Raw genomic sequence first — 19,892 nt, 5'->3', positions numbered from 1 at the left:
TACCACGCCGTACAGTCGGACGCGTGCACTCAGCGACGAGAAGAGCCCCCGCCGGGCTGGTCACGGTTACCGGGAGTTCGGGCCGGGTCGGAGCGGCCCTGGCCGAGGCACTGGACGCGGCCGGCTGGGTGGTGCGCGGCGTGGACCGGATTCCCGGCCGCTGGACGAGCGTCGTCGGAGATCTGCGCGACCGGCCCGTGCGACTGGCCGCGTTGCGGTCGGCCGATGTCCTGGTCCATGCCGCCGCGCTGCACGCCCCCCATGTCGGCCGCCTGGCCGATGAGGAGTTCCGAGCCGTGAACGTGGACGCGACCGCGGGCCTGCTCGACGACGCCGGCCGCACCGGCGCCCGGCGGGTTCTCTACATCAGCAGTACGAGTGTGTACGGACACGCCCTGGAGCCCACCGACCGGGCTGTCTGGGTGGACGAGCAGCTCACACCGCTCCCCCGGGACATCTACGACGAGACCAAACTCGCCGCGGAGGAGCTGGTCGCCGGCTGCGCCGTCTCCTCGGTCACGCTGCGCATAGCGCGATGCTTTCCGGAGCCGCTGCCGGTGCGAGCCCGCCACCTGCTCCACCGGGCGGTCGACCTCGCCGACGTGGCGGCGGCGGGGGTCCTGGCCGTGGCACACCCCACCGTCACCGGCAGGTTCAACATCTCCGGGCCGCACCCGTTCCGGCGCGAGGACTGCCGTGCCCTGTCCCGCGACGCGGGCGCGGTGCTCGCCGAACGGGTTCCGGACGTCGTCCGGGCATTCCGCGACCAGGGGTGGCCGGTGCCCGGTCGCCTGGACCGGGTGTACGACTCGACTGCCGCGACGAACGCGTTCGGTTACCGGCCCGTTCGCGGAGTCCGGCAGCTGCTGCGCGATGCCGAGGGCGGTCCGGGCGTGAGTGACCGGACGGCTCGGCTCGGCCCGCCCTCGGCGACTTCCGTGGAACCAGCGTCGTGAGACGCCGCTCCCGGCCGTCCCGCCGAGCTGCCGGGCACGGCGGTGAGGTCAGCCCGGCCGGGCGGTGATCTCCCGGCGCGCGGCGTCCCAGACCTCCTCGAACTCCTTGGACGTCAACTGCCGCGGATCGTGTCCCTCCCACTCGGGGACGGGGAGTTCGGCTGTGAGCCCGAACCTGTCCTCGTACGCGCGCAGCCGGTTTCGCGGGAGCAGCGCATCCACGTGGACGCCGCACCCTCGGTTCCGTTCATCGCCACACTCTTCCACCAGCGGGCGACCGGCGGGAACGCGGCTACAGGTCCGAGAGCCAGGGATGTCCCGGGTGTACGCGGGCGAGCAGCCCGGCCAGGGTCGCGCGCTGGGCCGCGGTCAGGTGCGGGACGGTCGCGGCGAAGTCGGCTTGATCCTTTGGGCGGGTGTGCTTGGCCTTGAAGAGCAGTACCAGTTCGGGGATCAGATAGGGGATGCCGTCCGGAGAGCGGTGGATGATGTCGCCGTAGGGAAACCGGACCGTCTCATCGCGTCCGCAGATCCAGGTGTCACCATCGTGCGGTTCGCGGAACACGTCGAGCAGATAGTCGCCGGTGGCCGGATCACGCAGCCAGGTCTGACGCACGGCGGCCAGCGCCTCCGCTCCGGCGTTCTCCCAGATCCGGCCGCCGCCCGCCGCGTCGAAGACGTATCCGGGGAAGCGGCGGCGGACCCCGGGGAAACTCGCGGCCGGGATCGCGATCTCGATGTCTCCATGAGCGCGCGTCCGCTCGCCGCGGAACAGATCCAGCGCCCAGCCCGCGGCCACGTACCAGGGCGTGCCGATCCCGGCCAGCCGCCGCGCGACCTCGGCCGGGGTCCAGCAGGATGACCACCGGTGGTGGAGGGCCTCGGTCTCGTCGGGGGACAGTTCGATGCCTCCGCCGGGGAGCTGCTCACTCATCGCGGGAATCTATCAGCGGACTCGAAGGCCCCCGGCCGTGGTCGAGGAGGAACACCGGCGACGGCGGTGGACCGAGCACGGGCGCGGCGGGCGCTGCGCGGCTCGCGGAGGCGCATCCGGCTCCCGGCGGACTGCCCCCGCGCCGACGGGGCGGCACTTCCCGGCCCGGGGGACACGACGGCTGCCGGACAGGAACGCGGAGCACCTCCGGCGGGACGCGGACTCCCCGTCCCGCTGACCGGGGTCCGGCGCCGGACCGGAGCCCGGCGGATGGTGGAATCGGGGCGGTGCGCTGTTGCACCTGCCGTAGCGGCATGTGGTGTCGTCGAGGCACCACCGCACGAAAGGCCCCCTCCGCGATGTACCCCTTCATCACACCGCCCCGCCAGGTCAGGATCGGCGCCGCTGCCGCCTTCGCCGGGACCACCCCGCGCGCTGTCCGCCACTACCACCAGATCGGTCTGCTGCCGGAACCCGAGCGGGGCGGGGACGGCCGCCGCCGGTACGGCTACGACGACATGGTCCGCCTGCTGTGGATTCGCAGGATGGCGGAGGTGGGCATCAGCCTGGACGACATGCGGACCGCCTTCGACGACTCCGGGAACATCGAGGAGACCCTGGGCCGGCTGGAGGAGTCGCTGGCCGCCCGGGAGAGCGACATCAAGCGTCAGAGGGCGGCCGTCGAGCGCCTGCGGGCCGTGGGCAGTCCGCTGGGGCTGCTCTCCGAGCCGGTGACGGACCGGCTCGGCCACCTGCCCCGTGGCGCACTGCGCGCCGCCGACATGGAGGCCCTGCTGATCACGGAGCGGATCTTCGGGCCGCTCGGCTCCGCGATACAGGCCGGCCTGTACATCGTGCTGGCCACCCACCCCGGGCTGCGGGCCGAGCAGGACCGCCTCGACGAGGCCGAGGCCGCCCTCGACGACGGCGTGGACCCCGACGACCCGCGCGTCGAGGACCTCGCCGTACAGCAGTACACCCACCACCAGGCCCTCCTGCGGGCCATCACGGCGGCCGGGCTGGACGCCGGCGACGACGAGCTCTTCGAGACCTACGAGGCCGACCCGGCGGAGGAGGAGAGACGGATGAGCGCCGTTGAGGCCGTCTCCACCATGCCCTACGACTTCTCGCCCGCCCGGATGCGCTGTATGGAACGCGTGGCACAGCTCATCGGCCAGGACGACCGCGCGGACGGCTGACCGCCCGTGCGCGGCCCCGGCCCGGGCGCCGCCCCGCCGTCGCACCGAGGCCACCGGCGGGTCGCATGTCCCCCACACCGATGATCGGCTCCTGCGATACGGTGCGGTGATGAAGTTCCTCGCTCTGTGCGGAAGTTTACGTGCCGGATCGTTCAACGGGGCTGTGATCAGAGCGGCGGCGGAGCTGTGCCCGCCGACCGCGCGACTGGACATCGGTCCGGATCTGGGACAGCTGCCCTTCTTCAACCAGGATGTGGAGCGGCGGGAGCTGCCGCCCGAGGTGCGGGAGCTGCGTGAGCGGTGCGCGGCGGCGGACGGGCTGCTGATCGCGAGCCCGGAGTACGCGCGCGGCACCTCGGGTGTGCTGAAGAACGCGCTGGAGTGGCTCGTGGGCGGCGGGCAGCAGGTGGGCAAGCCGGTCGTCCTGGTGACGGCCTCGACCTCGATGCAGGGCGGCGACCGGGCGCAGGCCTGGCTGGCGGAGACCCTGACGATGATGCAGACCACCGTGCTCCCCGAGAATCTGCGCATCGGACTGGCCGCCGCGAAGATCACCGATGGCCGGCTGGTCGACCCGGCGACCCGCGAGGAGTTGCGGGCGTGCCTGTCCGCGCTCTCCCGGGCGGCGGGCGCGGCCCGGGAGAGCGCGGTCGGCTGACGGCTCCGGCCCGGTCAGCCGGTGACGGGGCCGGAGCCGTCACCGAAGGCGACGGGGAGTGCGGCCAGCGCCCGCGACACCGTGGACGGCCGGTACACCGGCTCCCCGTCCAGCCGCAGCCCGGGCAGCGAGGCGAAGACCAGCGGTACCGCGATCCTCGCCTCCAGCCTGGCCAGGGGCGCCCCCACGCAGTGGTGGATGCCGTGGCCGAAGGCGAGGTGGCCCCGGTCGCCCCGGGCGCTGTCGAAGGACTCGGCGTCCGGGAAGCGCGCCGGGTCCCGGTCGGCCGACGCGACGCTCAGGGCGATCGCCTCGCCCGCCGGGATGGTGACGTCCCCGAGCGTGACCGGGACCCGGGTGAACCGCCAGATCGCGTTCTGGATCGGGCCCTCCCAGCGCAGCACCTCCTCGATGGCGCCGGGCCACCCGTCCGGCTCCGCGCGCAGCGCCGCCAGTTGTTCCGGGTGGCGGAGCAGGGCGAGCACACTGCTGCCGAGAAGGTTGACGGTGGTCTCGTGCCCGGCGGCGAGCAGGACGCCGAGCATCGCCACGAGTTCGTCCTCGGTCAGCCGGTCGCCCTCGTCGCGGACGTCGATGAGGGCGCAGGTCAGATCGGTGCCGCCGGTGCGCCGTTTGCGCCGGACGTGGTCGCCGAGGAAGGCGTGGAAGTCCTGGAACGCCCGCAGGGCGGTGTCCCGGCTGCCCGGGTCGTTGCTCATGACCGCCTCGGTCGCGCGCCGCAGCCAGTCGCCCTCCTCGGCGGGCACACCGAGGAGTTCGCAGATCACCTCCATGGGGAGCAGCGCGGCGAACTCGGTGGTCAGGTCGGCGCGCCCGGCGCGCGGTCCCTCGCGGGCGGTGAGACCGGCGAGGAGCCGTTCGGTGGAGCGCGCGATCCCCGGCGCGAGGGACTCGACGCGCCGGGGGGCGAACGCCTTGGAGACCAGGGAGCGCAGCCGGGTGTGCCGGGGCTGGTCGGAGACGAGCATGGAGTCCCCCATGCCGATGACCACGTCACCGGTGACGGGGACCCTCTCCTCCCGGTACGCGGTCCAGGCGGCGGCCATGTCCTTGGAGAAGGAAGTGTTGTCGAGGAAGATCCGCCGGCAGTCCTCGTAGCGGGTGACGAGCCAGGCCTCCACCCCGCCGGGGAGGGTGACCCGGTGGGCGGGGCCGCTCTCCCGCAGGGTCCGGTAGACGGGGTACGGGTCGGCGACGAAGCCGGCGGTGAAGAGGTGGGCTCGGGGGTCCGGCCGGTGTTCCATGCCTGAGCTGCTCCGTTCGGCGGGCGGGGTGGTGTCACCTGCTGTCGTCGCGGGCCGCGGGGGCGGCGGGCGCGGGCGGGTCGCCGGCGCGGGCGGCCAGCAGGGCGTCGGCGAGAGAGACGATGGTCGGGTGGTCCCACATGATGGTCGGATCGGCCTCGATGCCGAGGTGGTCCTCGATGTCGCCGCACATGGCGAGGGCGTAGACGGAGTCCAGCCCGTACTCGGCAAACGGAACCTCGTGGCGGATCTCGCCGTCGTACCGCGCGTACTCGGCGACGCGTTCGGTGAGCCAGGCGCGCAGCTCCTCGGCGGTGGGTGCCTGGGCGGGGCCGCTGGTGGTGGTGTCGGGCTGGGGCATGGGGGCCTCCGGTGGGTGCCGTGGTGAGGGGCGGGGTGGGGACGGTTCGGTGCGGTCTCAGGCGCCGGTCGGGTGGCAGCCGAGGTCGAAGGTGCGGCCCGCGGCCTCACGGCGGACGAGTTCGGCGTAGAGGGGCTCGGTGAGGTGCGGGGGCAGATGGTCGCGGTGGCGTCCCTGGTGGGCGTCGAGCCGGTGCAGGGCGGCGAGCACCCAGACGGGGTCGGCGAGCGGCCCGCCCGTGTCGTGGTGGTGCCACAGGCCGATGCAGGCGGAGGCGGCGAGGATGCCCGTCCACCGTTCGGCGAGGGCGAAGCCGTGCGCGGGGGCGGTGGGCGCGAGGTGCTCGGGGCGCAGGTCCCGGCAGTCCGCCGCCAGTGCGGCGAGTTCGGCGGTACGGGAACGGGCCGCGGCGCCGATGTCCCCTTCCGGTGTGCCGTCGGGGGCGTGGCTCGCGGGGCCCGAGGTGAGGGAGCGGGCGAGCGGGTCGCGGCCGGACGCGGTGACGGCGAGGGCGTCGAAGCGCAGGGGCGGCAGGGGGTCGGCGAGCCGGAAGGTGGCGGCGGGGAGCGGTTCGGCCCCGGGGTTGGTCCAGGTGCGGCGGGCGACGAGCGGGAGCTGTGGCAGCAGCCCGGCCAGACAGGAGGCGCGGGAGGCGTGCCCGAACGACGAGGGCAGTCCGTCGCGGAGCAGTTTCTGGAAGAGCGCGTGTTCTCCGGTGCGCAGATAGAACTGGGACCCCATGAGCTGTGAGAGCCGGTGGACCGCGGACATGAGGATGCGCGGGACCAGGGCCTTGACGGCGGAGGAGGGGATGGCGGTCCGGGCCGGCGCGGTGTGCGCGGCCCGGGCGGCGACGGTGAGGAAGGCGTCGGCGAGCAGCAGATCGGCGAAGGACTCGGCGAGCAGGGTGCGGGAGAGCGGCAGATCGGCCGCTGTCCTGCCGTAGAGGGGGCGGCCGGTGGCGCAGCGCAGGGCGGTGCGGATCGCGGAGTCCAGGAGCCCGGCCGTCATGCCGGGCAGGGCGATCCGGGTGAGCTGGAAGGAGCGCAGGGCGGTCTCCAGGCCGAGGCCCGGGGCGCCGATGACGCTGTCGGCGGGGACCGGGCAGTCGGTGAACTCGACCCCGCCGAGCGGGACTCCGCGCATGCCCGTGGTGCGGAAGCGGTCCAGGTGCCGGACGCGGTCGACGGGCAGGGCGGCGGTGTCGAGGAGGAGCTGGGAGTGGCTGCGGCTGCCGGATGCCCGGCCGGTGCGGGCGAAGAGGACGACGGTGTCGGCCCGCCGCAGATTGGCGATGACCTCCTTGCGGCCGTTGAGGAGCAGGGCGGTGTCCGGCGGCGGGGCGGGCAGCGCGGTGACTCCGGCGCGGCCGAGATCGTTCCCCTGGGCGAGTTCGTGGTAGGCGCAGGCGGCCGTGGAGCCCGACAGCAGGGCCCGGGCGAGATGGGCGCGCTGTTCGGGGCGGCCGGCGGTCCAGACGTTGACGGCGGCCATGAAGGGGCCGGCGCCCCGGGCGAGGCCGAGGGCGGGGTCGCGGCGGTAGACGGTCCGCATCACGTCGATCAGTTGGTCGAGCCGGGTGAGCCGGCCGCCGAGGCTCTCGGGGACGACATGGGCGGCCAGGCCGTACCGGTCGAGCAGCTGTTCCCCGGCGGCGAGCGGCTCCTGGCGCTCGTCGGCGGCGAGGACGGCGCGGCTGCCGGTGGGGTTGCCGGGGTCGGCGGCGGTGCCGAGGAGCCGCTCCAGTCCGGCGACGGCGGAGCCGCCGTCCGCGGGGGCCGCGGGGTGGTGGGGGGCGGTGCTCACGGGGTGCCGGTCTCCTCTTCCGCGCCGGTCGCGCCCAGGGTGGCGAGCAGGTCCTCGTACAGGCCGGCCGGCGCGGGCTCGCCGCCGGGGGTGAGCAGGTCCACCGCGCGGGCCAGGGCGGCTTCCAGCCGGAGGGAGCCCTCGGTGCCGGGGTCGGCGGCGAGCCACAGGTGCAGGGCGGCGGCGCCCGCGAAACAGGTCTCGTACGCGCGGGCGAGCGCGAACGCCCCGGCCGGCAGCTCCCGGGCCGAGGGGCGTACCGCGGCCATCCGCTCCGTGGTGTCGTCGGTGAGCGTCCGCAGCCGCCGGGCCAGGGCCACGGTCCGCTCCGGGGCGGTGCGGCGGCCGTCGAGCCGGGTGGTGGCGGCGGCCAGTCCCTGGACGACGCTGCACCCGGTGCGGCTCATCAGGCGCAGCCGGGCGGGGTCGAGGCCGGGCAGTTCCGCCCGGGGGTCGGTGGCGGCGGCGAGTCCCGCCGCGTCGTGGCGCCCGGTCCGCTGGGCGCGGACGAGGACGGGGAACTGGTTGATCAGGGCGTTGCGGTTGACGGCCGTGCTGCCGTCGAAGATGGAGACGATCCGGTGGTCGCGCTCCAGCTTCTGGAACATGCCGTGGGCGTGGAGCCCGGTGAGGAAGCCCCGGGCGCCCAGGACTTCGGCGCAGTCGTCGATCACCGACTGGGCCAGCTCGGGCACGGCGGCCTTGGCGAGCGCCGACACCACACTCTGCTCGCCGGGCAGGGCGTGGGCGCAGCGGGCGGCGACCGTGGTGGCGGCTTCGGCGAGGCAGAGGGTGGCCGCGGCGGTGGCCAGGGTGTTCCGGGCGTGGGGCAGCCGCAGCAGCGAGGTGCCGTACAGGGCCCGGTTCCGGGCGAAGTCGAGGGCGAGGCGCAGGGCGTGCTCGCCGGCGCCGACCGAGAGCGAGCAGCAGACCGTACGGGTGAGCTGAAGGGCGCGGAGCACGGTCTCGGCGCCCTCGCCGGCCGCGCCGACGACGGTGTCGGCGCCGACCTCGGCCCGGTGGAGGGCGATGCCGCTGATGTCGGCGCCCCGGATGCCGTGGGTGGGTTCCTTGGGCAGGTGGCGGTGGTGTCCGGGGCCCAGGGTGTCCTTGTCGACGAGGAAGAGGGTGAAGCCCCGGGGGCCTCCCCGGGGATCGGTGCGGGCGAGCACGGTGCAGAACCGGCTGCGGGTGGCGTTGTTGACGGGCCACTTCACGCCGTCGAGGAGCCAGGTGCCCCGGTCGGTGGCGGTGGCGGTCAGCTCACCGGCGAGGAGGTCGCTGCCCCGGCCGGGTTCGGTCAGCCCCCAGCAGACGACCGCGCCGGCGAGGACCGCGCGTGCGAGGCCGCCGGCCTGTGCGGGGCCGCCGGACAGCCATACGGGCGCGGCGCCGAGGAAGGTCTTGCCGTGGGCGACGGCCGAGGTCAGATCGTGGCGGGCGACGGTGCGCAGGGTTTCCACCAGCTCGGGCAGACCGCCCCCGGCGCCGCCGAGTTCCGGCGGCACATAGGCGCGCGGGACCCGGAGGGCGTCGAGGAGGGCGCACTCCAGGTCCGGGAACTCCTCCCGCTCGTCGAGGCGGGCCGAGCGAGCCGGTGCGAGGGGCGCCTCGGCGCCGTCCTCGGCGAAGCGGGCGGCGATGGCGGATTCCAGGGCCGTGGGAAGCGGGAGGGCGCCGGCCATCGCCGGCCAGCGGGCGGGGGTCGCGGGGAGGGCCGGCGCACTCCCGGCTCCGGACCCCGGCCCCGGCGCCGGAGCGGGGTCCGCGGGCGTGGCCGGAGCGGGGCCGGCGGGCACGGTCGGAGCGGGGTCCGCGGGCGTGGCCGGAGCGGGGCCGGCGGGCGTGGCCGGAGCGGGGTCCGCGGGTGTGGCGGGGGCCGTCACGGGCGTTCCCGGAGGGCCGGGGCGGCGAGCACCGGATCGAGCTCCTGGTGGACCGGGGCGAGGGCTCCGTCGAGGAAGAGCCGGCGCATCCGGGAGCGCCGCACCTTGCCGCTGGAGGTCCGGTGGATGGTGCCGGGCCGCATCAGCAGCACTCCGGCGGCGTGGACGCCGAACTCCCGCAGCACGGTGCGGCGCATGCCCCGGACGGTCTCGGTCAGCTCCTCGGGGGTGAGCCGGCCCCGGATCTCGTGCAGGACCACGATCTCCTCGTGCGGGGCGGGAACGCTGAAGACCGCTCCGGCGAGGGTGGCGAGCGCGGGGTGGCGCAGCCGCAGCTCGTGCTCCAGGTCGTGGGGGTGGAGATTGCGCCCGTGGATGATCAGGAGGTCCTTGATCCGTCCGGTGACGAAGAGTTCGCCGTCGTACCGGGCGCCGAGGTCGCCGGTGCGCAGATAGGGCCCCTCTCCCCGGGCGGTGCGGGCGGCGAAGGTCTCGGCGGACGCCTCCGCGCGTCCCCAGTACCCCGCGCCGACGCTCTCCCCGCGCACCCAGATCTCGCCGGTGGTGCCGTCGGGCAGCTCCCGCGAGGTGGCCGGGTCGACCACGCGCACGTCGAAGTCGGGGGCGTCGGCGCAACCGACGAGTTCGCGTACGGGGCCGCCGGGCGCGGCGGGCCGGAGTTCGTCCTTCTCCAGCGCGCCGGGGTCGACGCGCCGGACGACCGGGGGCCGTCCGGCGCGGCCGGAGATGAAGACGGTCGCCTCCGCCATCCCGTAGCAGGGTGCCAGTGCCTCGGGCCGGAAGCCGGAGACGGCGAAGTGCTCGGCGAAGCCGCGCAGGGTGGACGCCTGGATGGGCTCCGAGCCGTTGGCCGCGAAGCGCCAGCGCGACAGGTCGAGCGCGGCGGCCCGCTCGGCGGTCACCTTGCGCACACAGAGCTCGTAGGCGAAGTTCGGCGCGGCCGAGTAGCCGAGCCCATGGCGGTCGATCATCGAGAGCCACTGGTGGGGGCGTTTGAGGAAGGCCATCGGCGACATCAGCACACAGGTGCTGCCCAGGAACAGCGCGGGCAGCAACTGCCCCATCAGACCCATGTCGTGGTAGAGCGGAATCCAGCCGCCGAACCGGGTGTGCTCATCGAGGCCCAGGGAACGGCGCAGGCTGTCGGCGTTGTGCAGCAGATTGCCGTGGCCGATCATCACCCCTTTGGGGTCCCCGGTGGAGCCCGATGTGTACTGGAGGAGGACCAGGTCCCGCGCGTCCACGGGCGGCTCCCGCCAGGCGGCGGCGTCACCGAAGCCGGGGGCGTCGCTGGCCTCGGCCCGCAGTCCGAGGCCCTGTTCGGTGATCCACCGCTGGACCTCGGGGAGCTGACCGGTGTCGGTGAGCGCGATCCGGGCTCCCGCGTCGGCCGCCATGCCCGTGGTCCGGCGCTGCTGGTGGGCGAAGTGACCGGGCATGGGCGAGGGGACGGCGACCACCCCGGCGTAGAGGCAGCCGAGGAACGCGGTGACGAACGGGAGCCCCGGGGGGTGCAGCAGCACCCGGTCGCCGGGGGCGCAGTGCTCCTGGAGCCAGGAGGCGACCCGGGCCGCCTCGGCGTCGAGCGCGGCGTAGCCGAGGGTCTGTTCCCCGGCGGCGCTGTCGTGGTCGTGGACGAAGGTCACGGCGTCCTGACCGGGGCGCTCGGCCGCGTGGCGGCGGAGCAGACGCAGGGCGGTGGGGTCACGGAGCAGAGAGCCGGTCATGGGGTGGTCCTTCGCGGGGCGGTGCTCGGAGGGGTCGCGCGCGGGGCGGTGCCCGGGGGGACGGCGCCTCGCGGCGGGGGCAGATACCCGGTGGCGGCGAAGTGGGTGAGGAAGCGGTCGATCAGCTCGCGGTCGGGCGGCCCGCAGGAGATGCCGGAGCCCGTCAGCGCGGCCCTCAGGTTCGTGGTGGCGAACTCGGGCTCGCTGCCCCGGTAGCCGAGGTCCTCGGAGGGCGCCTCCTCGCCGAACAGCGGGAGGAAGCGGGCGAGTTCGTTCTCCTCGCCGCGCTCGACGGCGCCGGACAGCTCGCGGTACCAGTCGCGGTACGGGAGCAGGCGCAGCGGATAGCCGCACTCCCCGAGCAGTTCGACGAGCCGGTGCCAGCTGAGGGTGCGGGCGGCCGGGACGTTGAAGGCCGTTCCGTGCCACCGCCCGCCGAGTGCCACATGGGCCAGGGCGTCGGCGAAGAAGTCGACCGGGGTCAGCTCCAGGGTGACGTCGAACTCCAGGGCGGCGCCCAGCTGGACACAGCCCTTCAGTGTGGCGTTGAGGAAGGTGTCGGTCGAGCAGGCCCCGGTGGACTGCGCGCCGCTGACCTGGCCCGGGCGGTAGACGCATGTGGGGATGCCGCGCCGATGGGCCTCGGCCATCATCCGGTCGCCGACCCACTTGGTCTGCCGGTAGCCGCCGACCACTCCCTCGGGCGCGGTGGCCGCGTCCTCGGCCCAGTGGTGCCGGCCGGGGTGCCCCGGATAGACGGCGAGGGAGGAGGTGTAGTGGACCGGTTTGACGCGGTGCCGGGCGGCGAGCGCGAGGACCTCCCGGGTGCCCAGCACATTCACCGGCTTGAGGCGCCGGTAGGGCAGGGCGTAGCTGGACCAGGCCCCGTTGTGGACGATCATCTCGATGTCGCGGGCGAGCCGCTGATGGGTGTTCCGGTCGAGTCCGAGGTGGGGGCGGGCCAGGTCGCCGGGTACGCCGGTGAGCCGCCGCTCGTCGCCGGCGCGCCACACTCCGTACCGCTCCATGGCCGCGCGCACCCGGGCGATGGCCGCCGAGGGGCGGTCGGCCCGGACCAGGACGTGGAGATGGGCGTCGGAGCGGTCCAGCAGCGCGCGGAGCAGAAAGGCCCCGGTGTAGCCGGTGCCCCCGGTGAGGAGGACGCTGCGGTACGGTCCGCCGGAGGGCGGGGCCGCGCCGGGCTCCGGCGCGATGTCGGCGGGGAGTTCCGCGTCGGCGGCGAGGTCGGCCGCGGGGACGCTGCGCGGGTGGCGGCGGACGGTGTCCGGGGTGCGCCCGCCGCCGCCGAGCAGGGCGATGAGGTGTTCCACCGTCGGGTTCTCGAAGAACCGCCGCAGATTGACGCGGGCGCCGGTGTCGGCCCGCAGCCGGGCGGCCATCTGCGCCGCCGCGAGGGAGTCCCCGCCCAGTTCGAAGAAGTTGTCGCGCACACCGACCCGGGGTGCGTCCAGGACGTCGGCCCACAGGGCGGTGAGACGGAGTTCCTCGGGTGTCTCGGGCGGGAGGTGGGCGCTGTCCGGGGTGGCCTCGGCGGGGCCCCGGGCGAGGCGCCCCCGGTCGATCTTGCCATTGGGGAGCTTCGGCAGTTCGGGGAGGACCACGAAGCGCGCGGGGACCATCGCGTCGGGGAGCCGGGCGGCCGTGTGGGCCCTGATGTCGGCCCGGAACCGGGCCCAGGCGGCGGCGGACAGCGGGTCGTTGGCGGTCGGCGCGGAGGGCTGGGAGGGGAGGGAGGGCGCGTTCACCGTCGTTGCTCCTCGGGGTCCTGGTGGGCTGCCGGACCGGTGGACGCGGGAGTCCGGGCCGGTCCGATGACGGCGTCGAACTCGCCGGGCCGCCCGGACCGGGCGGGTACCAGCCGTACGGTGCGGCCGTGCCGCTCCCCGAGGCGCGCGGCGGCCTCGGGGTGCACGGCGCCGGGGCCGCCGGCGTCCCAGACGGCGCGCTCCAGTTCCCAGGCCGTGGTCTGCGCGGGCGGTTCGCCGCGGAGCAGGGCCAGCGCCGCCAGCGGGCGGGCGAGCCGCTCGTCGGGGACCCCGGTCAGGGTGAGGGCGCGATCGGCGGGGGTGCGGGCGAGCAGGGCGTCCAGCGCGCCGGTTCCGGTGCCGTCGGACGCGGTCACGGCCTCGCGCCAGCCGACGGTGCCGGTCCCGCCCGCCGGGGGCGGGTCGGTGGCGCGGCCGGGGCCCAGCAGGGTGACGTCCCGGCGGAAACGGGTGAGTTCGTTGTCGCCGTGGCCGCGCTTGAGGTCGATCCGTACGGTGACGGGGTGCTCCGCCACCGTGCTCAGCTCGTGGAAGAAGCCGGGGGCGAGGCAGAGTTCGCGTTCGTCGGCGAGGGCGCGGGAGGCGGCCGATGCGACGGCGCGGGCCGGGGTCAGCGGCGGTGAGCGGCGCAGCTGCACATCGGCGTGGAAGGCGTCGAGCAGGGTCAGATCCCGTACGTCGCCGATGAACACGGCCCCCGAGGGGCCGGCGACCCGGATCGCCTCGGCCAGGGCCCGGCGGAGATAGCCGGGGCCGGGGAAGTACTGGACCACGGAGTTGAACAGCACCAGGTCGGCGCTGCCGGAGGGCAGGTCGGCCAGGGCGAGGGCGTCGCCCTGGCGCAGGGTGACATGGCCGGGGAGCGGGCCGGACCCGCAGAGCGCGCGGGCCGCGGCGCGCAGGGCGGCCCCGGAGACGTCCAGGCCCAGGTAGGAGTCGGCGCCCGGGGCCAGCTCCCGCAGAAAGAGGCCGACGCCGACGCCGACATCGACGATCCGGCGGGCGTTCAGCGCGGCCACCCGGTCGAGGGTGCCGGTGAGCCACTCCCGCATCTCGTCCTCGGGGATCGGGGCGCCGGTGTAGCTGCTGAGCCAGCCGGCGAAGTCCCCGGAGCCGGCGGTGTCGGTGGCGGCGGAGTCAGTGCCGGCGGCGGGGAGGTCCGTGGGGGGTGCGGGGCGGTCCGCGGGCTCCGGTGCGCCGTAGGTGTCCTCCCAGACCTCGCGCCAGTGGTCGAGATGGGCCAGGTGCGCGTCGTCGGTGGCGTGCGCGGCGGCGGGTGCGACATAGGCGACGAGTTCGGTCTGTCCGCCCGCCCGGTCCACGGCGACCACGGCGGCGGTGGCGACCCCGGGGTGGGTGGAGAGCACGCTCTCCACCTCGTCGGGCTCGACCCGGTGGCCGCGGATCTTGACCTGGCGGTCGATGCGGCCGAGGAAGTCCAGCTCCCCGTCGGCGCGGCGGCGCACCCGGTCGCCGGTGCGGTAGTGGCGCAGCCCGTCGTCGGCAGCGGTGACGAACCGCTCGGCGGTCAGCTCGGGGCGGCCCAGATACCCCTCGGCGACGCCGTCGCCGCCGATCCACAGCTCCCCCTCGGCCCCGATGGGCAGCTCGCCGCCGTCCGGCGCGCAGACGCGCAGGACGGCGTTGGCGACGGGCCGGCCGATCGGCACGGCGGCGCCGGGGTCCCGGTCCCGGTCGAGTTCATGGACCACGGAGTAGATGGTGGCCTCCGTGGGGCCGTATCCATTGAGGACACGGGTATCCGGCAGCGCGGTGAGCAGCCGCTGGGCCAGCCCGGAGGGGAAGGCCTCGCCACCGGCCATCAGGGTGCGCACGGACCTCAGCGACCGCAGGGCCTCGGGCTCGGCGGCGACGGCGGAGAGGAAGGACGGGGTCGCCTGGACCAGTGCGGGCCGGTGGCGCTCGCACAGACCGGTGAAGGAGTCCTCGCCGGGGTCCCCGTCCGGGTCGGGCACCAGCCGGTCGATGACGCGCTCGCCGCCGATGGCGACAGCGGCGCCACGGGTCAGGGGCCAGAGCAGTTCGAGGATCGAGATGTCGAAGGACACGCTGGTGAGGGCGAGGACGGTGGCACCGGGACCGGTGCCGATCAGCCGGTCCATCCCGGCGAAGAAGTTGGTGAGGTTGCGGTGGAGCAGCACCGTTCCCTTGGGATGGCCGGTGGAGCCGGAGGTGTAGATCACATAGACCGGATCGCCGGGTCCCGCCGGGCAGTCGAAGGGTGCGGGTGAGCGGGCGGCGATCGGCCCGGCCTCGTCCTGGAGGCGTACGACGGGCCGGTCCCCGAGGTCCGGGATCTCGGCCCCCGGCCCGGCGAGCACACAGTCCAGTCCGGCGTCCCCGGCGATGTGGCGGAGGCGCTCGGCGGGGAAGTCCGGGTCCATCGGGACATAGGCGGCGCCGGTCCTGATCACCGCGAGCAGCGCGACCACGAGATCGGCGCCGCGCCGCACACTGACACCGACGCGGGCGCCCACGGTCGCGCCCCGCGCGCGCAGATGGCGGGCGAGCCGGTTGGCCCGGGCGTCGAGGGCGGCGTAGTCGAGGGTGGTGCCCCGGTCCAGCACGGCGACGGCGCCCGGCGTCGCGGCGGCCTGATCCGCGAACGCCCGGTGCGCGTGGACCGCGGTGCCCTGGACCGGGGTCGTCTCGTTCCACCGGCTCAGCAGCGCGCGTTCGGTCTCGTCGCGCAGGTCGCAGCCGTCCGCCGCCGCCGCGGGGTCGGCGGCGAACGCGAGCAGCGCCCGGGCGTAGTAGCCGGTGAGCCGGTCGCAGAACGCGGGGTCGAGTACGGCGGTGTCGCAGTCGAGCCACAGTCCGAGCCGGCCGCCGACGGGGTCGACGAGGAAGTTGACGGCCAGTGGGAAGTCGGTGTCCGCGATGCCGAAGCCGTCGAGTACCGCCGTGCCGGCTCCCCACTGCCGGTGGAAGTCCATGAAGTTGACATACGCGTCCGGGGCGGCGGCGGGGTGGTCGCGCAGGACCCGGGCGTAGGGGTAGCGGCGGTGCGGCGCGGTGCGGCGCTCATGGCCGTGGATCTGCCGGGCGAGTTCCCGCCAGGAGGTCCCCCGCACGGAGACCCGCAGCGGGAGGGTGTTGACGAAGACGCCGATCACCTCGTCGCCGCCGTCCTCGTCGAGACGGCCGTGGGCCACCGTTCCGGTGACGACATCGGTGCCGGGCGCGAGGCTGTGCAGAACGGCGGCGTGGGCGGCGGCCAGCACGGACTTCAGCGGCAGCCCCGCGGCACGGGCCGCGTCCGCGAGGCGGGCCGCGGTGCCGGCGCCGACGGGGACGTCGTAGCGGCGGTGGCAGGCCGTGCCGGGCTCCCCGGTGGCACCGGTGCGGGGCAGCGGGGTGGCTTCGGCGCCGGCCAGCTCCGCCTCCCAGAAGGCGCGGTGCCCGGCGTCCCCCGCCGCCGCTCGCTCGGCGGCCACGAACGCGCGGTAGGTGGACGGCAGCTCCGGCAGCCAGAGGTCCTCTCCGGCGCTGCCGGCCCGGTAGCGGGCGGCGATCTCGTCGAGCATCGCGGCGTCGCTGAATCCGTCGAGCACCGCGTGGTGCTCCACCACGCCCAGCTGGAACGACTCCGCTCCGAGCGGATGGGCGGTGAAGGCCAGCAGCGGGGCCGACGCGAGGTCGAACGCGCGGCGCTTGACGCGGTCGGCCCAGGCGCGCAGGCCCTCGTCCCTGGCCTCGGACCCCGCTCCGTACAGCGCGCGGTCCACCTCCACTCCGACGGCGACCTCGTCGTGGACGAGTTGGAGGGGTTCGCTGAAGCCGGTCGGGTGGAAGGAGGTGCGCAGGGCGGGGTGGCGGCGGACGGTGGCGTCCAGGGCCCGCCGCAGCACGGCCTCGTCGAACGGCAGACCGATCCGGACGCTGGTGACGACCCGGTAGACCGAACTCCCGTCCTCGTATCCGCCGTGCAGGAGCATCGCGGTCTGCATACTGCCCAGCGGATACGCGTCGGTGAGGCCGGCGGGCAGCGCGGCCCGGTCGGCGGGGTCGAGCAGCGAGAACGGCCCGGCCCGGCCGGCCGCCGGGGCCGTGGGGCGGGTGCGCCGGGCGAGGGCCCGGACCGTGGGCGCCTCGAAGAGGTCGGCGACCGGGAAGGTGAGCCCGCGCCGCTCCAGGGCGGTCCGCATCCGGATGCTGAGGATGGAGTCCCCGCCGAGCGTGAAGAACGAGCGGTCCAGGTCCACGGCGTCGCGGCCCAGGACCTCCCGCCATGCCTCCAGGACCAGGCGCTCGGCCTCGTCGGCCGGTTCCCCGGCGGCGGGCCGGGCATCGTTGTCGGGCGGCGGCAGGGCGGCGCGGTCCACCTTGCCGCTGGGCAGCGCCGGCAGCTCGCCGAGGACGACGATCCGCGAGGGGACGAGGGGCGCGGGCAGTCGCTCACGGACCTCGGCGAGCAGCGCGGCCTCGGAGACGGCGCCGCCGGGGGCCGCCGGCGCCGGCACCACATGGGCCAGCAGCTGCCGCTCCCCGCCGGGTGACCGGGGCGCGGTCACCACGGCCTGGGCGACGTGGGGCAGGGCGAGGAGCGCCGCCTCGACCTCGCCGGGCTCGACGCGCTGTCCGCGTATCTTGAGCTGCTGATCGATCCGGCCGTGGTACTCGGCGACCCCGTCGGGCCGCAGCGCGGCCAGGTCCCCGGTCCGGTAGAGGCGGCCGAGGAGGGGGTGGCGGATGAAGCGGAGCGCGGTCTCGTCGGGGCGGTTGAGATAGCCGGAGGCGAGTTGGACCCCGCCGATGTGGAGTTCGCCCACGACACCGAAGGGCACCGGCTCGCCGCCCGCGTCGAGCACGTACAGGGCGGTGTTGGCGACGGCCCGGCCGATCGGGACCGGGCCGGCGTCGTTCCCCGGCGCGCACGGCCAGTGGGTGACGTCGATGGACGCCTCGGTGGGTCCGTAGAGGTTGTGCAGGCCCGGGCCGTCCGGTCCGCCGTACACCGTGAAGAACTGCCGGACGGTGGCCGGGCCGAGGGCCTCACCGCTGCACAGCACCCGCCGCAGGGACGGCAGCCGCGCCGCCGCGGGCTCCGCCAGGAAGAGATCGAGCATCGGCGGGACGAAGTGCAGGGTGGTGATGGACTCGCGCCGCACCGTCTCGGCCAGGGCGCGCGGGTCCCGGTGCTCCCCCGGCGCGGCGAGGTGCAGGGCCGCGCCGGTGAGCAGCGGCCAGAAGAACTCCCACACCGATACGTCGAAGGTGTACGGCGTCTTCTGGAGGACCCGGTCACCGGGGCCGATGCGGAACTCGTCCTGCATCCACAGCAGCCGGTTGACCACGCCCCGGTGCGGCACCGCGACACCCTTGGGTGCGCCGGTGGAGCCGGAGGTGTAGAGGACGTACGCCGTGTCGCCGGGGCCGGCGACGTCGGCCGGCGGCCCGGACTCGGGCAGTGCGGGCAGCACCTTGTCCACGGGGACGACCTCGGTGCCGGGCCACTCCGCGGGGCGCGGCCGGGTGGCGAGATCCGCGCTGCTGAGCACGGTGCGCACGGCGGCGTCCTCGATCTGGAACGCGATCCGGGCGGCGGGCAGCCCCGGGTCGAGAGGCAGATAGGCGGCGCCGGACATCAGTACGGCGAGCAGGTCCACGACCAGGTCGGCGGAGCGCTCCTCGTGGACGCCGACGACCGTGCCGGGGCCCGCTCCGCGTTCGCGCAGATGGCCGGCGAGCCGCCGGGCCCGGCCGGTCAGCTCCCGGTAGGTCAGGGTGGCGCCGGCGGCACTCACGGCCGTGGCGTCGGGGGTGCGGGCGGCCTGCCGCTCCACCAGTGCGTGGAGGGACAGCTCCGCCGTGGCGTACGCGGTGGCGGGGCCCCGGCCGGCGCTCAGTACGGCGTCGCGTTCGGCGCCGTCCATGAGGTCGAGCCGGTCCACCGGCACCCCGGGGTCGCGCAGCGCGTGGCGCAGCAGGGTCAGCAGGCGCCGGGTGTGGCCGGCGAGGGCCCCGGGCGCGTACCGGGCGGGGTCGGCGTCGGCGACCAGCCGGACCCGGCTGGTGCGGGCGTCGGTGAAGAAGTCCAGCTGGAGGTCGTGGACCGGTCCGGAGGAGAGGTGGTGCGCGGTGCTCGGCGCTCCGGCGAAGGAGAGGCCGGTGTCGAAGGTGACCACGTTGACGGTGGTGCCCGCGAGCCGCTCGGCGCTGCCGGACATGCCGAGGTCGCGGCGGAGTTCCTCGCCTCGGTACCGCTGGTGGGTGAGGAGCCGTCCCAGGGTCCCCGCCGTCCGGGCGACGAGGTCGGCGAAGGAGGTACCGGGTGCGGCGGTGAACCGCACGGGCAGTTCGTTGGCGAGCATGGCGGGCGTGGCGCGTGCCGCCGGGGTCTGCCGGGCGGTGACCGGCAGGTTCAGTAAGGTCTCCGCGCGGCCGGTGACCCGGCACTGGTAGGCGGCGACCGCGGCGATCAGCAGCGCCGAGGGCCGGGCGCTCAGCCGGTGGGCGGCCTCCCGGAGCAGCGCGAGGTCCGGTTCGCCGAGGTCGGTGGCGTGCCGCAGCAGACTGCGGGCGGCGTGGGTCCGCTGCCCGCCCAGGCTCACGGGCTCGGGCCGTTCGGCGAACCGGCCGAGCCAGAAGTCCCGGTCCCGGGTGTGCGCGGCCGAGTTCTCGTACGCGGCGGCCTCGGCGACGGTCTCCCGCAGGGGCCGGGCGCGCGGCGGCGGGATCTCCGTGCCGGCGGCGAGCGCGGTGCAGATCTCGGCGATTCTGCGCAGATGGAGCGTCTGGCCGTAGCCGTCCATGACGATGTGGTGGTAGCGGAGATAGAGCAGACGGGTGCCGGGGGCGACCGTGATGAGGACGTGGCGCGCCAGGGGCCCGTCGGTGAGCGACGCGGCCTCCGACTGGTCCGCGCGCATCCAGGCCTCGGCCGCGGCCATCGGGTCGGCGGCGGTGGTGGTGTCGAGGAGCTCCAGGGGGTCGGCGGGGGTGGGGTGGACCGTCTGGACCGGGGTGGCGCCGCCGGGGCCGTCACGGTCGTGGAACCGTACGCGCAGTGCCTCGGCCTCGTCGACCGCCCGGCGCACCGCCCGGCGCATCAGCTCCGGGTCGATGCCGCCGGGGAGCTCCAGGTAGCTGCCGCAGTTGTAGCGGGGGCTGCCGGGGTCGAGGTGCTGGGCGGTCCACACACCGAGCTGGGCGGCGGTCAATTCCAGGCATGTCGGATCGGCACTGCTGGGCATTTGCTTGATCACTCCCCCGGGGGCGGAACATTCGCGCTGCTGCCATGGCGTTGGTGCACCGGGTCGACGGCTCTG

Annotated in this window: 12 protein-coding genes; 3 read left to right on the top strand and 9 right to left on the bottom strand. The window is 75.2% G+C overall.

Annotated features, from left to right (window positions below; genetic code table 11):
* Positions 1-23: 23 nt before the first annotated feature.
* The gene (locus ACWCRA_RS03035) at positions 24-956 is read left to right on the top strand and encodes an NAD-dependent epimerase/dehydratase family protein (RefSeq protein ID WP_451066724.1); all 933 of its coding nucleotides are present in this window, start codon (positions 24-26) and stop codon (positions 954-956) included.
* A gap of 48 nt (positions 957-1,004) precedes the next feature.
* Here the strand turns inward: ACWCRA_RS03035 and ACWCRA_RS03030 are convergent, their stop codons facing one another.
* Positions 1,005-1,178, bottom strand: a complete 174-nt coding sequence (locus ACWCRA_RS03030) for a hypothetical protein (protein ID WP_451066770.1) — start codon at positions 1,176-1,178, stop codon at positions 1,005-1,007.
* Between the two features lie 70 nt (positions 1,179-1,248).
* Complete coding sequence (locus ACWCRA_RS03025; protein ID WP_351552975.1) at positions 1,249-1,890, bottom strand: nucleotidyltransferase domain-containing protein; 642 nt, start codon at positions 1,888-1,890, stop codon at positions 1,249-1,251.
* Between the two features lie 359 nt (positions 1,891-2,249).
* On the opposite strand from ACWCRA_RS03025, the gene ACWCRA_RS03020 reads away from it, so the two are divergent.
* Positions 2,250-3,089 carry a MerR family transcriptional regulator gene (locus ACWCRA_RS03020; RefSeq protein ID WP_351552978.1) on the top strand — a complete coding sequence of 280 codons (840 nt, stop codon included), beginning with the start codon at positions 2,250-2,252 and terminating at the stop codon, positions 3,087-3,089.
* Between the two features lie 109 nt (positions 3,090-3,198).
* Complete coding sequence (locus ACWCRA_RS03015) at positions 3,199-3,747, top strand: NADPH-dependent FMN reductase (protein ID WP_351552981.1); 549 nt, start codon at positions 3,199-3,201, stop codon at positions 3,745-3,747.
* A 14-nt stretch (positions 3,748-3,761) separates the two neighbouring features.
* Here the strand turns inward: ACWCRA_RS03015 and ACWCRA_RS03010 are convergent, their stop codons facing one another.
* From ACWCRA_RS03010 to ACWCRA_RS02980, 7 genes are all read right to left on the bottom strand, one after another.
* Positions 3,762-5,012: a cytochrome P450 family protein gene (locus ACWCRA_RS03010; protein WP_451066723.1), complete on the bottom strand. Its 1,251-nt coding sequence runs from the start codon at positions 5,010-5,012 to the stop codon at positions 3,762-3,764.
* A 34-nt stretch (positions 5,013-5,046) separates the two neighbouring features.
* Positions 5,047-5,373: an acyl carrier protein gene (locus ACWCRA_RS03005; RefSeq protein ID WP_451066722.1), complete on the bottom strand. Its 327-nt coding sequence runs from the start codon at positions 5,371-5,373 to the stop codon at positions 5,047-5,049.
* 57 nt (positions 5,374-5,430) lie between these two features.
* The gene (locus tag ACWCRA_RS03000; protein WP_451066721.1) at positions 5,431-7,179 is read right to left on the bottom strand and encodes an acyl-CoA dehydrogenase family protein; all 1,749 of its coding nucleotides are present in this window, start codon (positions 7,177-7,179) and stop codon (positions 5,431-5,433) included.
* Positions 7,176-8,864: an acyl-CoA dehydrogenase family protein gene (locus ACWCRA_RS02995; RefSeq protein ID WP_351552993.1), complete on the bottom strand. Its 1,689-nt coding sequence runs from the start codon at positions 8,862-8,864 to the stop codon at positions 7,176-7,178. The genes ACWCRA_RS03000 and ACWCRA_RS02995 overlap by 4 nt, the downstream gene beginning before the upstream one ends.
* 197 nt (positions 8,865-9,061) lie before the next feature.
* On the bottom strand, positions 9,062-10,813 hold the full coding sequence (locus ACWCRA_RS02990) for a fatty acyl-AMP ligase (RefSeq protein WP_451066720.1): 1,752 nt from the start codon (positions 10,811-10,813) through the stop codon (positions 9,062-9,064).
* The gene (locus tag ACWCRA_RS02985; protein ID WP_451066719.1) at positions 10,810-12,579 is read right to left on the bottom strand and encodes a thioester reductase domain-containing protein; all 1,770 of its coding nucleotides are present in this window, start codon (positions 12,577-12,579) and stop codon (positions 10,810-10,812) included. The genes ACWCRA_RS02990 and ACWCRA_RS02985 overlap by 4 nt, the downstream gene beginning before the upstream one ends.
* A complete protein-coding gene (locus tag ACWCRA_RS02980; RefSeq protein ID WP_451066718.1) occupies positions 12,576-19,817 on the bottom strand; it encodes an amino acid adenylation domain-containing protein in 7,242 nt (2,413 codons plus the stop codon). Before ACWCRA_RS02980 ends, ACWCRA_RS02985 begins: the two co-directional genes overlap by 4 nt.
* Positions 19,818-19,892 lie beyond the last annotated feature (75 nt).

The organism is Streptomyces sp. NPDC001889 (genome assembly GCF_053594535.1).
Note: the sequence above shows the minus strand (reverse complement) of the source record. Positions and strands in the feature narration are given on the sequence as shown.